Source organism: Streptococcus sp. Marseille-Q7156 (assembly GCF_965119495.1).
Window position 1 is genome coordinate 1,769,949 of record NZ_CBCPLU010000001.1, and the last position, 14,459, is coordinate 1,784,407.

The following is a 14,459-nucleotide window of genomic DNA, read 5'->3' on the forward strand; positions in this document are numbered from 1 at the left end:
GAGTATCAGAATAAAATGAAGCAAGTTTACACATAACAAAACGCATATTACCAAGGTTCTTCAGACCTGATAATATGCGTTTTTCTGTTTTTATTCAACGTGGGTGGTTTGATTGGCAAAGGCGATAATGGCTTGCTTCAACTCATCTCCACTAAGAGTGCGGAACTCTTCAATCTTTTGATCGATGGCTTCTAGAGGCATGACATTGACCTTACCAACGAAAATCTTATCCATAACCTGGTTATCAACAAGTTCGGTTGACACCAAGAGTTCTTCGTAAAGTTTTTCACCTGGACGGATTCCAACTTCAACAATTGGAATTTCGCTCTCAGTGTGTCCACTTAGAAGGACCATTTTCTTAGCCAAGTCATAAATCTTGACTGGTTTGCCCATATCAAGGATAAAGACTTCTCCATCTTTAGCATAAGCACCAGCATGGATAACCAAACGGCTAGCTTCTGGAATGGTCATGAAGTAACGGGTCATGCGGAAGTCTGTCACCGTTACAGGCCCACCTTCAGCAATCTGACGTTCAAAGACTGGAATCACACTACCACGGCTACCAAGAACATTCCCAAAACGAACTGCACAGTAGGTCGATTGGCTACGTTGATTAAAGCCAGTGACAATCAACTCAGCCACGCGCTTGGTTGCTCCCATAACATTTGGTGGATTAACCGCCTTATCTGTCGAAATCATAACCATCTTAGGTACTTTGGCTTCATCAACAGCCTTAGCAACATTGTAAGTTCCACGAATATTGTTTTTGAAGGCTTCTTTTGGATTGCGCTCCATCATAGGAACGTGCTTGTGGGCAGCCGCATGATAAACAATAGCAGGCTTGTACTGTTCAAAGACTTGCAACAAACGGTCATAGTCTTGAATATCGGCAATAACCGGTACATAATCAATCCCTTGGAACTTGCGAATCAATTCATGATAAACAAGGTAGATTGAGTTTTCCCCATGACCGAGCAAGACGATGCGTTCAGGATTGAAGCGACTAACTTGGCGACAGATTTCAGAACCGATTGAGCCACCAGCACCTGTGACTAAGATTGTCTTACCTGTCAGTTCTGCGCCCAGACGCGATTCGTCAAGACGAATTTCCTGACGTCCCAAAAGGTCCGTAATATCAATTTTTTGGAAGCCAGTAGCTGCTTGGTGAAGTCCTTGAACAACAGTTTCAACCTTAGGCATCTTGTAACATTTGACACCCAGCTTATTACACATCTGCAAGATACGCTCATATTCTGACGGGTCAAGCGACGGAATCGCAACGATAACACGCTCGATTTGATGGCGTTTGGCTAATTCAGGCAATTCATCATATGAACCCAAAACAGGAATCCCACCAAGTTTTTGGCCCTTTTTCTTAGCGTCCTTATCCAAAATACCGACCAGTTCCAAATCACTGGTTGGATGTTGGTAACTATCCATAAAGAGGGCTCCGCCATCACCAGCACCAATCAAGAAGGTTCGACGGTGTTCTCCATCGCCACTTCCTTTTTTGCGTCTAGAGTAGATTAACTGCCAAGTAATCCGTGGCAATAAAATCAAGAAGGTACTCAACAAGATAAAGAGAATGATGAAACGGATTGAAAAAAGTGGCAAGAAGGCATAGCAGATTCCATAAGACAAAACACTGCTAGCAGTCACACCAAAAAAGATTTTCATAAAGTCCGTAATCTTGCTGTAACGACTAATACTAGCATTCAACCCCCAAAATCCAATCATCAATTGATAGAACAGGAAGGCCAAACTCGTATAGATAATGTAGTCAACAGGTGCTGGATTAATCAAGCCGTAAAATAAAATATAAGATACAATGATGGAAACCACCATACTGAAAATATCAAATATTCCCCAGAAAACCTGCTTTTGTTGTTTATTTAAAATTTCCACCAGATCAATCACATAATCTGTTAGTTTTTTATTCATGTCAATCTACTCCTCCTTAAAAGAGCTGGATATTTATATTGTTATTATAACACTTTTTATCCAGTTTACGATTTGCTACAATCTTTTACTTGCTTTTTCTTAACAGTTTCATAAAAATAAACTGTCGGACAAATCCGGGACAAAGAGCAACAACCATCTGAATGGCAACACTCTTGGCATACTCCATGTAAGAAATTTGCCCTCTCTTCAGCATTCGTTGACGAGCTTGACGATAGAGTTTGAGATAACGCAGTCCTCCACGACGTTCAAACATCCCTGCTCCAACACGAACCCTACACAAGATTTGATCCAGATTTCCAGTCCTAGCTCCTGCAGCAATCATATTGAGCCAGAGGAGGTCATCCTCCATATAAAGGCCATCCTCATAGTTGCCTGCCTTGAGAACCATGTCCTTCTTGAACATAACAGTCATGTGGTTAAAGGCACTTCTCATCCTTTGATAAGCTACAATATCTGCATGTTGAGTTGGAACACGACGGTAAGAAACGATCTCATCAGGATTGTCAATAAACTCTGCAATATGTCCACCTAATAGGTCTAGCTTGTCCTTCTCCATTAGCTGAACCTGTTTCTCAAAACGATCTGGAACTGCTATATCATCCGTATCCATACGGGCAATAATATCATACTGACACTGCAAAACACCCTGTCGAAGAGCCAGACCCAAACCTTGATTCTGCTCAAGAGGATAGCGTTTCACTGGAATATCAGACTCAGCTTCAAGCTGATCTAATACCTGATAGAGCTCAGGTGTCAAAGGCCCATCCTCAACCAGAACCAATTCTCTCGGTTTCAGGGTCTGATTTTGAACACTCTCAATAGCATCCTTTAAAAATGTCGGATTTTCCTTGATATAGACCGACATCAATACGCTGATTTTTTGCTTTTCAGACACAGTTTTTCTCCAATGTATAGATTTCCTTCCACTATTTTATCATAATTTTCAAGACTTTCCCATTTTTATCTTGAAAGCCAGAAACCTTACTTGACATTATAAGGAAAAAACCTTAAAATAAGCTGTTATTAAAATCAGCTAGAAGAGGTATTATATGAAAAAGCAATCACTCTTTTTTGTTCCAGGTATTATCCTGATTGGTGTTTCCTTGCGGACTCCATTTACTGTTTTACCCATTATTTTGGGAGATATTTCGCAAGGGCTGGGAGTAGAAGTTAGTTCGCTTGGTGTCTTGACCAGCCTGCCTCTCCTCATGTTTACCCTCTTCTCACTCTTTTCTACCCGACTGGCTCAGAAAATTGGCTTGGAGCATCTCTTCACCTACAGCCTTTTCTTCTTGACCATCGGTTCTCTCATTCGACTAATCAATCTGCCCCTACTCTATCTAGGAACCTTGATGGTTGGGGCAAGTATCGCAGTCATCAATGTTCTGCTTCCTAGTCTTATCCAAGCCAATCAACCAAAGAAGATTGGTTTTCTGACCACCTTATATGTAACCTCTATGGGGATTGCGACGGCTCTGGCTTCCTATCTAGCTGTGCCCATTACACAAGCCAGTTCTTGGAAAGGGCTTATCATCCTCCTCACCCTGCTCTGTCTAGCAACTTTTTTGGTCTGGCTCCCAAATCACCGCTATAATCACAGACTAGCTCCACAAACCAAACAAAAAAGCAAAACAAAGGTCATGCATAATAAACAGGTCTGGGCAGTGATTGTCTTTGCAGGTTTTCAATCCTTGCTCTTTTACACCGCTATGACCTGGTTACCGACCATGGCTATCCATGCAGGTCTTTCCAGTCACGAAGCTGGCTTGCTGACTTCTATCTTCTCTCTGATTAGCATTCCTTTTTCAATGACCATCCCAAGCCTGACAACCAGCTTGTCTACTCGTAATCGTCAGCTCATGCTCACTTTGGTTTCACTAGCTGGTGTGGTCGGCATTTCCATGCTCTTTTTCCCAGTCGGTAATTTCTTTTACTGGCTTGCCATCCATCTCCTCATCGGAACCGCAACCAGCGCCCTCTTCCCTTATCTCATGGTCAACTTTTCACTCAAGACAAGCGCTCCTGAAAAGACAGCCCAATTATCTGGCCTTTCTCAAACAGGAGGCTATATCCTAGCAGCCTTTGGGCCAACGCTATTTGGTTACAGTTTTGATCTTTTCCACTCTTGGGTGCCAGCTGTAGCTGCTCTCTTGCTCGTCGATATCCTGATGACTGTGGCCCTCTTTACAGTGGACAGAGCTGATAAAATCCTCTAAACTTCTAGTTTTGCCTAGGAGTTTTTTATATATAAAAATTTTACACATTTCTCTTGACAGGGCTTTCTTTTAGATGTACAATGTATGTGTAGAAAAATTATATATAAAAATCTTACACATTAGAAAAGGAGGTTCCCCATGTACTTTCCAACATCCTCTGCCTTGATTGAATTTCTCATCTTGGCCGTACTGGAGCAGGATGATTCTTATGGTTATGAGATTAGTCAAACCATTAAGCTCATCGCTAATATCAAAGAATCCACACTCTATCCCATTCTCAAAAAATTGGAAGGCAATAGCTTTCTGACAACCTATTCTAGAGAGTTCCAAGGTCGCATGCGCAAATACTACTCCTTGACAAACGGTGGTATAGAACAGCTCGTGACCCTAAAAGATGAATGGGCACTCTATACAGACACCATCAATGGCATCATAGAAGGGAGTATCCGCCATGACAAGAACTGAATACCTGACTCAGCTAGAACTTTATCTCAAGAAACTACCTGAAGCTGACCGCATCGAAGCCATGGACTATTTCAGAGAACTCTTTGACGATGCTGGAGTCGAAGGAGAAGAAGAACTCATCGCTAGCTTGGGAACTCCTAAGGAAGCAGCTCACGAAGTCCTCTCCAATCTTCTCGATAAAAAAATTAATGAGGCACCCGCTCAAAAGAATAACCGACAAATTTTGCATATCGCCTTGTTAGCTCTCCTTGCAGCACCCATCGGTATTCCTCTGGGAATCGCCATTCTCGTGTCCCTGTTTGCAATCCTTGTGGCAGCCTTGACTGTCATTCTAGCTTTCTTTGCGGTTTCCATACTTGGTATCATCGGCGGATTCCTATTTTTAGTTGAAAGTTTTACTGTCCTAGCCCAAGCTAAATCAGCCTTTATCTTGATTTTCGGTTCTGGTTTACTGGCTATCGGTGCTTCTTCACTAGTTTTATTAGGTATTTCCTATGTAGCTCGCTTCTTCGGCCTACTCATTGTTCGCCTGGTGCAATTTGTTCTTAAAAAAGGAAAGAGAGGTGACCAGCATGCGTAAATGGACAAAAGGATTTCTCATTTTTGGTGTTGTGACTACCGTTATCGGCTTTGTCCTGCTCTTTGTAGGCATCCAATCTGACGGAATTAAGAGCCTACTTGCCATGTCCAAGGAACCTGTCTATGATAGTCGGATGGAAGAGCTGACCTTTGGCAAGGAAGTCGAAAATCTAGAGATAACTCTCCACCAACACGCGCTGACCATCACAGACTCTTTGGATGATCAAATCCACATTTCTTATCATCCATCTCTTTCTGCTCACCATAATCTTGTCACAAATCAAAGCGACAAAACTCTAAGCCTCACTGATAAGAAACTGTCTGAAACTCCATTTCTCTCTTCTGGAATTGGCGGGATTCTCCATATCGCAAGTGGCTACTCTCGTCGTTTTGAAGAAGTTATTCTCCAAGTTCCAAAAGGAAGAAGTCTAAAAGGGATCAACGTGTCAGCCAATCGCGGACAAACCACCATCATAAATGCTAGTCTTGAAAATGCAACCCTCAATACAAACAGCTATCTCCTCCGAATTGAAGGAAGTCGTATCAAAAACAGTAAACTCACAACCCCTAATATCGTTAATATCTTTGATACAGACCTTACAGATAGTCAGCTAGAATCAACAGAACATCACTTCCACGCTGAAAATATTAAAGTATATGGTAAAGTAGAACTATCTTCTAAAAATGCGCTCAGTATCATGCTAACTCAAAAAGAAAGCCAAGAAATTAACTTAGACCTCTCGAGTCACCATGGTCCTATTTATCAGTTATCGAGAGATGAGAGTCAACGCCACCCCAACGAATTAAGCAACCCTTACAAAACTGAAAAAACTGATGCAAAAGGTCAACTCATCGCTAAGGCTGATGATTATATTAGTCTTGAAACTACAGCTAACAGACCTTAATAAACCTATTTATATCGACCACTATGACACATAACCCACTAAAAAGGAGGTTCTACCATGAAACAAGAATGGTTTGAAAGTAATGATTTTGTAAAAACAACAAGCAAGAACAAACCTGAAGAGCAAGCTCAAGAGGTTGCAGACAAGGCTGAAGAAACGATAGCCGATCTCGATACACCAATTGAAAAAAATACTCAAGTAGAGGAGGAAGTCTCTCAAGTTAAAGTCGAACTTGAAAATCAGCAAGAAGAGAAAATTGAAACGCCTGAAGACAGTGAAGCAAGAACAGAAATAGAAGAAAAGAAAGCATTAGATTCTACTGAAGAAGAGCAAGACCTTTCTAAAGAAACAGAAAAAGTCACTATAGCTGAAGAGAGTCAAGAAGCACTTCCTCAGCAAAAAACAACTACGAAAGAGCCACTTCTTCTCAGTAAATCCTTAGAAAGTCCTTATATTCCCGACCAAGCTCAAAAATCTACAGATAGATGGAAAGAGCAAGTGCTTGATTTTTGGTCTTGGCTAGTGGAAGCTCTCAAATCTCCTACAAGCAAGCTTGAAACAAGTAGCACACACAGCTACACAGCCTTTCTCTTGCTCATTCTGTTTTCTGCATCTTCCTTTTTCTTTAGTATCTACCACATCAAACATGCTTACTATGGACATATAGCAACTATAAACAGCCACTTCCCTGAACAATTTGCTTCATTAAATCTCTTTTCGATTATCTCTATCCTAGTAGCAACAACTCTCTTCTTCTTTTCATTCCTCTTGGGCAGTTTCGTTGTGAGACGATTTATCTACCAAGAAAAGGACTGGACGCTAGAAAAGGTTCTCCAACAATATAGTCAACTCTTGGCAATTCCAATCTTCCTCACTGCCATTGCTAGTTTCTTTGCCTTCTTTGACAGCCTACGATTTTCAGCCCTTTTGTGTGTGATTAGCATTGGAATCATTCTGCTTGCCAGTCTCCATATCATTACAAGACCAAGTCAAGCAAGTGAAACCGACTCCTTCTATCAGTTATTCTTATCTGTCCTTGTGAACGGAGTGATCATCCTCCTCTTCTTTGTAGCTGAAGTCGCACTGATTGGGGATTATCTTCGTATCTTGGCCTTTCTTTAAACTTCAATCCTGTCTTTCATGGCAGGATTTTTCTATGTCAAAAAAGCAAGTCGATTGACCTGCTTCTACTTTACTTTTCTTGTGCTAATGTTTTAAAATCTTTGTCTAAGATGGGTTGCACTTCTAATTGATTGGCGTCTAGTTGGTGGTAAGATGCTGATGGTAGTGACTCTAGGAATTTTGCATAGTTCAAGCGGGCAATGGCTTCATAGTCTTCTGGTTTAGAGCCGTCTCCTGTGATTTGAACCAAGTCAATCTCCCACTTGACTTCCTTATCCACCAATTGCTCAATATAGGCTACAGGAACAAATGGTTCTCTCGGTAAAACGGTCTTGACGCCTTGAGCCAGATGGTAAACACCGTGCACTTGTCCTTCTCCATCCTGATAGAAGGAAACTCTTGCAAAGTAAGCATCGGTCTCTTGAATCGCACGCACACGCGCTTCAAACTGAGCCAAGCCACCTTCCTCTAAAAAGCTTTTCAAATCCTCATGACTAAAGAAAACAGGATTAAAAATTCCTTGGCAAATCGTAAAGCGGGCTGCACTATCAGCCAGATGGGCTTGAATACTTGCTTGGAAATAAACTTCAAAGTCAAAACCATCTAGTCCTTCAATCTCAGTTCCTGTATAAGCAAGTAGGGCTTCTAAAAATGCTTTGATAATCCGCCAGTCTGTCTTCGTGAGTAGGTCAGGAAGATCGACACGGTAAGCCTTTTGACCATCAGCATAACTGACCTTAAAGAGAAATTGTGATTGCCCCACTATCGCACACTCGATATACTCGAGACGATTAAGAGGCTGACGGAGATAGACAGCATCATAGCTATGTGACTCCAAGCCATCTACCAAGGCCAAGATAGACTTGGCAGTCAAAATTTCCTGTGCTCCTAAAATGCTCTGTTTATTTGGAATAAAAAATGTTTTCGTCATAACTGGACTCCTTTGAAATCGTTTACATATAGTATACCTTATTTTTCTGAAAGATACAGAAACAAACTTTAGATTTTTGAGTAAAAAGCATAGAAAAACAGCCCCTAAGGACTGTTTGATATTATACTGTAGCTGCTTGATCCAAGCTTTCACCGATAGCGGCTAGGCGCTCGACAACTTCAGCTTGTGTCAATTCATTTTCTGAAACATAGCGGTTACGTGGGTGAACACGGCACTCGTGTGAGCATCCACGAAGGTACTTGTCTTCATTTTCTTCTGATGTCAAGATACGACGGTTACAGAATGGATTTCCACAGTTGACATAACGTTCACATGGTGTTCCATCAAACCAGTCTTTCCCTACGATGGTTGGGTTGACATGGTTAACATCCACGGCAATACGCTCGTCAAAGACGTACATTTTCCCATCCCAAAGCTCACCTTGGACTTCTGGATCTTTACCGTAAGTTGCGATTCCTCCGTGCAATTGGCCAACATCTTTGTAACCTTCACGGACCATCCAACCTGAGAATTTCTCACAGCGAACGCCACCTGTACAGTAAACCACGACACGTTTGTCCATGAATTTTTCCTTGTTATCACGGACCCATTGTGGCAACTCACGGAAGTTGCGGATATCTGGGCGGATAGCCCCACGGAAATGTCCTAGATCATACTCGTAATCGTTACGTGTGTCAAGGACAACTGTATCTTCGTCAAGAAGGGCTTCTTTGAACTCTTTTGGAGACAAGTAGGCACCTGTTGTTTCAAGTGGGTTGATGTCGTTGTCAAAGTCGTTGTCTTCCAAACCAAGGTGGACAATCTCTTTCTTGTAGCGAACAAACATCTTCTTGAAGGCTTGTTCACTTTCTTCGTCAATCTTGAACCAGAGGTCTTCCATGCCTGGGAGGCTGTGAACATAGTCCATGTATTTTTGAGTTGTTTCGTAGTCACCTGAAACTGTTCCGTTAATTCCCTCGTCAGCGACTAGGATACGGCCTTTAAGGCCGATTGATTTACAGAAAGCCAAGTGGTCTGCAGCAAATTGCTCTGCATTTTCAATTGGAGTATAAAGGTAGTAAAGTAAGACACGAATATCTTTTGCCATAAGATTTGTTCTCTTTTCTATTCTTAAATTTTCAGAATTTTTCATCTAACTATACTAGTATACCTGCTTGAGAAAACGAATGCAATTTATTTGACTGGAAATTGTAGAAAGGGATTTATCCCTGCACTTCATCAGTAACTATAGCGAATAGCAGATAATTCTCTCAATTTTTTGATCTGCTCAGCTTGACTTTCTGACAGAATCAGCTTATTGTCAATTAACATACGTGAGATGTCAACATTCATTTGACTCAATATAAATGGGGTAGAAGTCCCATCGTCCTCTAATCGTCTTTTATAACTCACTAACTGATTTTTCAAAGGAGTCAGTTGAGGCGTATCCTTTATATCTTCCAATAGATGATTTATGATCGACATGGCTTCACAACGTCTTTCACTTCCTCCTGCAAACCATTTTAATATGTCATTCTCATTTTCCTCCTGAAACTCACTTATAAATTTGATAAACTATCATTCCTAACTCTCGTACCAATATTTTACCCAAATACCCTGTGTAAAAAAGTCAGCAAAAATGGTAATGTTGCGAAAATATTATTGATCACATGCACCGCATAGGATGGATAAATACTCTTGGTATAGCGGGTCAAACCGGCAAAGATGATTCCAACTGTTGCAAAGACAAAGATATCTAACAAACTAGGCAGGCTTGAAAAATGAGGAAGAGCAAATAAAATTGACGGAAGAAGCAAATCAAGGCCAAATCTCGAATGCTTAAAAAAGGCGTGTTGCAGTAATCCTCTATAGATTAGCTCTTCCATAAGTGGAGTCAGAAAAAACAGGGTTACATAGATACCTAGCTCAGCAAAGTTGGTCCCACTATAACCGATCAATACAGCCCAACCTTCAGCAGTTGACTGAACATGTTTAGCTGTCTGAACGTTAAAAGAGATCTGGAGCACTACCACTAATACTGTCAAAATCGAATACCAAAGCCATTTTTTTCTCGGAATGCGAAAAAGATAGCCGTGCCCTGTCTTAAACAGAATCCAAATCATGACTCCACTAAATAGCAAACTCAAGAAATTTTGAATCCAGACGAAATTGCCAATCTGGGAAGAAAATTGCCAATAATTTTGAACAATAAGCGTCAGCCGAGAAAGGCCAAAAACGAAAAATAGGTAAGAGAAGACAGCACTTATTTTGAATAGAAGTTGATACTTTTTCATGTGAACTCTCCTTTGTAATCTCGGAATATCTCTAATATAAGCCATAATTTCCTAAATCCTTACTCCAAATCCTAAATAGTGCTTAAGATTTCCTGAATGGTTTAAGAGGAAAAATCCGAAACATAGATATCCATGCCTTTGTTCCAAAAAATCACTGCCTCCCCCAGATAAGACTGAGGAAAACAGTGATTCAGTTTTTAGGAATTAGGAATGAATACACGAAATCAATCGATCTTATGATTTTTTGTTTTTCAAGAATTCATCGTATTGTTTTTGCATTTCTTTCAATACTTTATCGTAAGCACCTTCAGATTTCAATTTTTCCATCAATTCTGGAATAGCTTTGTCTGGGTCTACAGTACCAGTGTTGATAGCTGTATCGAATTGTTGCATTGTATTAGAGATTGCTGAGATTTCAGATTTCACACTGTCAGTGTTAAAGATGAATCCAAGCGCTGGAGATTCTTTAGCTTCTGCCAATTGTTTCTTAGAGTCTGCGATTTGTTGGTCTGTAACATTTTCGTTGATGTAAAGAATCCAGTTGTTACCAGTGTTCCATCCACCCATGTGAGTGTTTCCTTTGTAGCCATCAAGAACGCGAACACGGTTTTCTTTACCTGAAATTTTTTCCCAGTTCTTGCCTTCTGGACCGTAAACAAGACCATTCAAGAGTTCTGGGTTAGTGTTCAAGAGATTCAACACTTCCATTGATTTTTCTTTGTTCTTAGAGTTGTTTGAGATGACAAAGTTAGCAACTTGTGTTGTTTGGTTTTTCTTGATGAAGTTAGTGATTGGTTTGATTTGGATATCTTTGTTGGCAACACGTGAAAGCAAGCTGTTACCATAGTCAGCTGGTCCTACTGTTTCTTCACGAACGAACCAAGTATCTTGTTGAAGGTCAAATGAAGTATCGCTTGTTGCTACGTCTTTTGGAATATATCCAGCTTCATAGAATTTGTGAAGAGTCTTCAAGTGTTCTTTGAAACGAGGTACTTCGTAACGGTTTACAATCTTAGTGGTATCTCCTTCAAGGTCGATAACGAATGGAAGTCCATTTGGAACTGGGTAGTCAAAGTTATCAGATGGGATAAAGTTCTTAGTAACCGCAAATGGCACTACATCTGGAGCTTTTTCTTTGATTTGTTTCAAGACTGGTTCAAGTGTTTCGTATGAAGTGACACCTGAAATATCGATACCGTATTTAGCAAGAAGTGTTCCGTTGAAGGCGAAGTTTTGAGATGATGCAACGTTGGCTGCAACTGGAACTGCGTAAATTTTACCGTTAATGCTGTTACCTTTGATATAAGCTGGGTCAAGTGCTTTGTAGAGCTCTGCTCCTTCTTTCTTATACAAGTCAGTCAAGTCAGCATAAGCACCTTTTTGAGCATTTACAACATAGTTAGATGCAAAGGCGATATCATAGTTTTCACCAGATGATGTGATAACTGACATTTTCTTATCATAGTCACCCCATCCAAGATATTGGATATCCAATTTGGCACCAACTTTTTCACCGATAATTTTGTTAGCATTTTCTAGCAATTCATCCAAGTTATCTGGTTTGTCACCGATTTGGTACATTTTGATAACAGGTTTTTCACCTGAAGCTGAGTCAGCAGCTTTTTTGTTACCTGAAAGGTTTCCACAAGCGGCAAGACCGGCAGCCAAAGCGACTACGCTAGCAGATGCAAAAGCATATTTTTTCCAGTTTTTCATGACAAAAACTCCTTTTTTTATTTTTAAACTTATAAACAATGTAATGATCTTATACTCAATGAAAATCAAAGAGCAAACTAGGAAACTAGTCGCAGGCTGCTCAAAACACTGTTTTGAGGTTGTAGATGAAACTGACGAAGTCAGTAATCATACCTACGGCAAGGCGACGTTGACGCGGTTTGAATTTGATTTTAGAAGAGTATTAACTTCACACAAGGGAAGTTGGGAACTGAGAAATGATTTTTCTCAACAAGCACTATTCTTTCACACCACCGATAGTCAAACCTTTTACAAAGTAGCGTTGGAAGAATGGATACAAAATCGCGATTGGAAGGGTTGCGACCACAACCATGGCCATACGTCCTGTTTCTTTCGGTAGAGCAACTCCCAGTTGGCCAGATAGGCCGACTGCTTTGGCGATGTAATCCATATTTTGTTGGATTTGCATCAGCAAATATTGTAATGGATACAAGTTGTCACTCTTGATATAAAGAAGGGCGTTGAACCAGTCATTCCAGAAACCAAGTGCTGTTAAGAGCGTGATGGTTGCGATACCTGGTAGTGACAATGGCAAACAGATTTGGAAGAAAATCCGGGCTTCACTGGCACCATCGATACGAGCGGATTCAAGAATGGCTTCTGGGATGGTCTTCTTGAAGAAGGAACGCATCAAGATGATGTTAAATGGTGAGAGAAGCATTGGAACAATCAATGCCCAAACTGTATCACCAAGTTGAAGTAAACGAGTGACCACGATATAGCCCGGTACCAAACCAGCGTTGAACAACATACTAAGAAGGGCAAAAATCGTAAAGAATCTGCGATACTTAAAGGTTGTCCGTGAAATAGCGTAGGCATAAGTTGTTGTGATAAAAACGTTTGTGATAGTCCCCACCACTGTTACAAAGACTGAGATGAAGAGGGCTTGGAGAATTTTATCCTTAAACTGTGCCAAAAATTCAAAACCGTCTAAACCGAATTGGGATGGGAAGAAGCTATATCCATTTTGGAGGATACTCTTTTCATCTGTCACCGAAATAACGATAACGAATACAAAAGGTAGGATACAAGAGAGGGCGATCAAACCAGAAATGATACTGAAGAAGATATCTGCTTTCTTACTGAAGGAGTGAATGCCGACATTATCAATTTTTTCTTTTTTAATTTTCTTTTCTGCCATATTCTCCTCCTTTCTAGAACAAGGCTGAGTTTGGATCAACTCGTCTTGCCAGTAAGTTTGATAGGATAACCAGAATCAAGCCAACAACTGATTGGTAGAGACCTGCTGCTGAAGCCATCCCAATATCCGCTGTCTGGGTCAAACCATTATAAACATATACGTCCAAGACGTTGGTTACGTTATAAAGCTGACCAGCATTGTGGGGGATTTGGTAGAAGAGACCAAAGTCTGCACGGAAGATATTTCCGACTGCCAGGATAGTCAATACGGTTACCAACGGTGTCAACTGCGGAATGGTTACATTGCGAATTCGTTGCCATTTGCTGGCTCCGTCCACTGTTGCTGCTTCGTAGTAGGTTGGATCAATTCCCATGATTGTCGCATAGTACATGACACTGCTATATCCAAAACCTTTCCAAATACCTAGGAAAAGTAGGAGATATGGCCAGATACCCAAGTCAGCGTAGAAATTGATTTCCTTCATTCCAATAGATTCTAGGAAATGGTTGAACACCCCTTTATCAATGTTTAGGAAGGCATCTGTAAAGAAACTGATGATAACCCAAGACAAGAAGTAAGGGAACAACATGGAAGTTTGGAAGATCTTAACCATTCTCTTAGAACGGAGCTCACTGAGAATAATGGCAATCCCTACAGATACAATCAAGCCAATAAAGATAAAGCCAAGATTGTAGAGGACAGTATTTCGTGTGATAATAAAGGCGTCTTTTGAACTAAACAAGAATCTGAAATTATCTAGTCCGACCCATTTACTATTCATGATACTATCTATGAAACCATTACTGGTCATGTGGTAGTCTTTGAAGGCAACCACGTTCCCAAATACTGGAATGTAGAAGAATAGAATCAACCAGAGTGCCCCTGGTAAAACCATCAAGAGAAAGATCCAGTTGTCTCTCAAGGTCTTTGAAAACTTATTCATAATTTCCTCCCTTTTTTATTTTTATATCCATCTAAAAATTCCTTTTTAGACTTTTGATAACGATTACATTATTAGTATACTCCTATTTGCAGATTAGGTTAAACTCCTAATTATAGAAAAAACTCCACAAATTATTTTATGTGGAG

Annotated in this window: 14 protein-coding genes; 5 read left to right on the top strand and 9 right to left on the bottom strand. The window is 40.5% G+C overall.

Features of this window, described 5'->3' with window-relative positions; genetic code table 11:
* Window positions 1–90 precede the first annotated feature (90 nt).
* Both ACWPV5_RS08265 and ACWPV5_RS08270 read right to left on the bottom strand, forming a co-directional pair.
* On the bottom strand, window positions 91–1,941 hold the full coding sequence (locus ACWPV5_RS08265; RefSeq protein ID WP_219967159.1) for a polysaccharide biosynthesis protein: 1,851 nt from the start codon (window positions 1,939–1,941) through the stop codon (window positions 91–93).
* Window positions 1,942–2,026: 85 nt separating this feature from the next.
* Window positions 2,027–2,857, bottom strand: coding sequence for a glycosyltransferase (locus tag ACWPV5_RS08270; RefSeq protein ID WP_001291455.1), 831 nt, complete (start codon window positions 2,855–2,857; stop codon window positions 2,027–2,029).
* Between the two features lie 154 nt (window positions 2,858–3,011).
* On the opposite strand from ACWPV5_RS08270, the gene ACWPV5_RS08275 reads away from it, so the two are divergent.
* The 5 genes from ACWPV5_RS08275 (at window position 3,012) to ACWPV5_RS08295 (ending at window position 7,249) form a co-directional block, all read left to right on the top strand.
* A complete protein-coding gene (locus tag ACWPV5_RS08275) occupies window positions 3,012–4,178 on the top strand; it encodes an MFS transporter (protein ID WP_261040521.1) in 1,167 nt (388 codons plus the stop codon).
* 138 nt (window positions 4,179–4,316) lie between these two features.
* Window positions 4,317–4,643, top strand: coding sequence for a PadR family transcriptional regulator (locus ACWPV5_RS08280; protein WP_000273858.1), 327 nt, complete (start codon window positions 4,317–4,319; stop codon window positions 4,641–4,643).
* Window positions 4,630–5,223 carry a DUF1700 domain-containing protein gene (locus tag ACWPV5_RS08285; protein WP_000198685.1) on the top strand — a complete coding sequence of 198 codons (594 nt, stop codon included), beginning with the start codon at window positions 4,630–4,632 and terminating at the stop codon, window positions 5,221–5,223. The genes ACWPV5_RS08280 and ACWPV5_RS08285 overlap by 14 nt, the downstream gene beginning before the upstream one ends.
* A complete protein-coding gene (locus tag ACWPV5_RS08290) occupies window positions 5,216–6,127 on the top strand; it encodes a DUF4097 domain-containing protein (protein ID WP_261067548.1) in 912 nt (303 codons plus the stop codon). The genes ACWPV5_RS08285 and ACWPV5_RS08290 overlap by 8 nt, the downstream gene beginning before the upstream one ends.
* A gap of 57 nt (window positions 6,128–6,184) precedes the next feature.
* The gene (locus ACWPV5_RS08295) at window positions 6,185–7,249 is read left to right on the top strand and encodes an Mtc1 family protein (protein ID WP_261067549.1); all 1,065 of its coding nucleotides are present in this window, start codon (window positions 6,185–6,187) and stop codon (window positions 7,247–7,249) included.
* Window positions 7,250–7,319: 70 nt separating this feature from the next.
* Here the strand turns inward: ACWPV5_RS08295 and ACWPV5_RS08300 are convergent, their stop codons facing one another.
* The 7 genes from ACWPV5_RS08300 to ACWPV5_RS08330 all read right to left on the bottom strand — a co-directional run bounded on the left by ACWPV5_RS08300 (window position 7,320) and on the right by ACWPV5_RS08330 (window position 14,313).
* Window positions 7,320–8,180, bottom strand: coding sequence for a DUF4299 domain-containing protein (locus tag ACWPV5_RS08300; protein ID WP_261067550.1), 861 nt, complete (start codon window positions 8,178–8,180; stop codon window positions 7,320–7,322).
* 121 nt (window positions 8,181–8,301) lie between these two features.
* Complete coding sequence (gene trhO / locus ACWPV5_RS08305) at window positions 8,302–9,288, bottom strand: oxygen-dependent tRNA uridine(34) hydroxylase TrhO (protein WP_001030024.1); 987 nt, start codon at window positions 9,286–9,288, stop codon at window positions 8,302–8,304.
* Between the two features lie 131 nt (window positions 9,289–9,419).
* Entirely contained in the window at window positions 9,420–9,665 is a 246-nt protein-coding gene (locus ACWPV5_RS08310) for a bacteriocin immunity protein (RefSeq protein ID WP_261070767.1), read from the bottom strand.
* Between the two features lie 119 nt (window positions 9,666–9,784).
* Window positions 9,785–10,474, bottom strand: coding sequence for a CPBP family intramembrane glutamic endopeptidase (locus ACWPV5_RS08315; RefSeq protein WP_454383327.1), 690 nt, complete (start codon window positions 10,472–10,474; stop codon window positions 9,785–9,787).
* A gap of 234 nt (window positions 10,475–10,708) precedes the next feature.
* Entirely contained in the window at window positions 10,709–12,190 is a 1,482-nt protein-coding gene (locus tag ACWPV5_RS08320) for an ABC transporter substrate-binding protein (protein WP_454383329.1), read from the bottom strand.
* A 256-nt stretch (window positions 12,191–12,446) separates the two neighbouring features.
* On the bottom strand, window positions 12,447–13,370 hold the full coding sequence (locus tag ACWPV5_RS08325; protein ID WP_023945674.1) for a carbohydrate ABC transporter permease: 924 nt from the start codon (window positions 13,368–13,370) through the stop codon (window positions 12,447–12,449).
* A gap of 13 nt (window positions 13,371–13,383) precedes the next feature.
* Window positions 13,384–14,313: an ABC transporter permease gene (locus ACWPV5_RS08330; protein ID WP_001032150.1), complete on the bottom strand. Its 930-nt coding sequence runs from the start codon at window positions 14,311–14,313 to the stop codon at window positions 13,384–13,386.
* Between the last annotated feature and the right edge of the window lie 146 nt (window positions 14,314–14,459).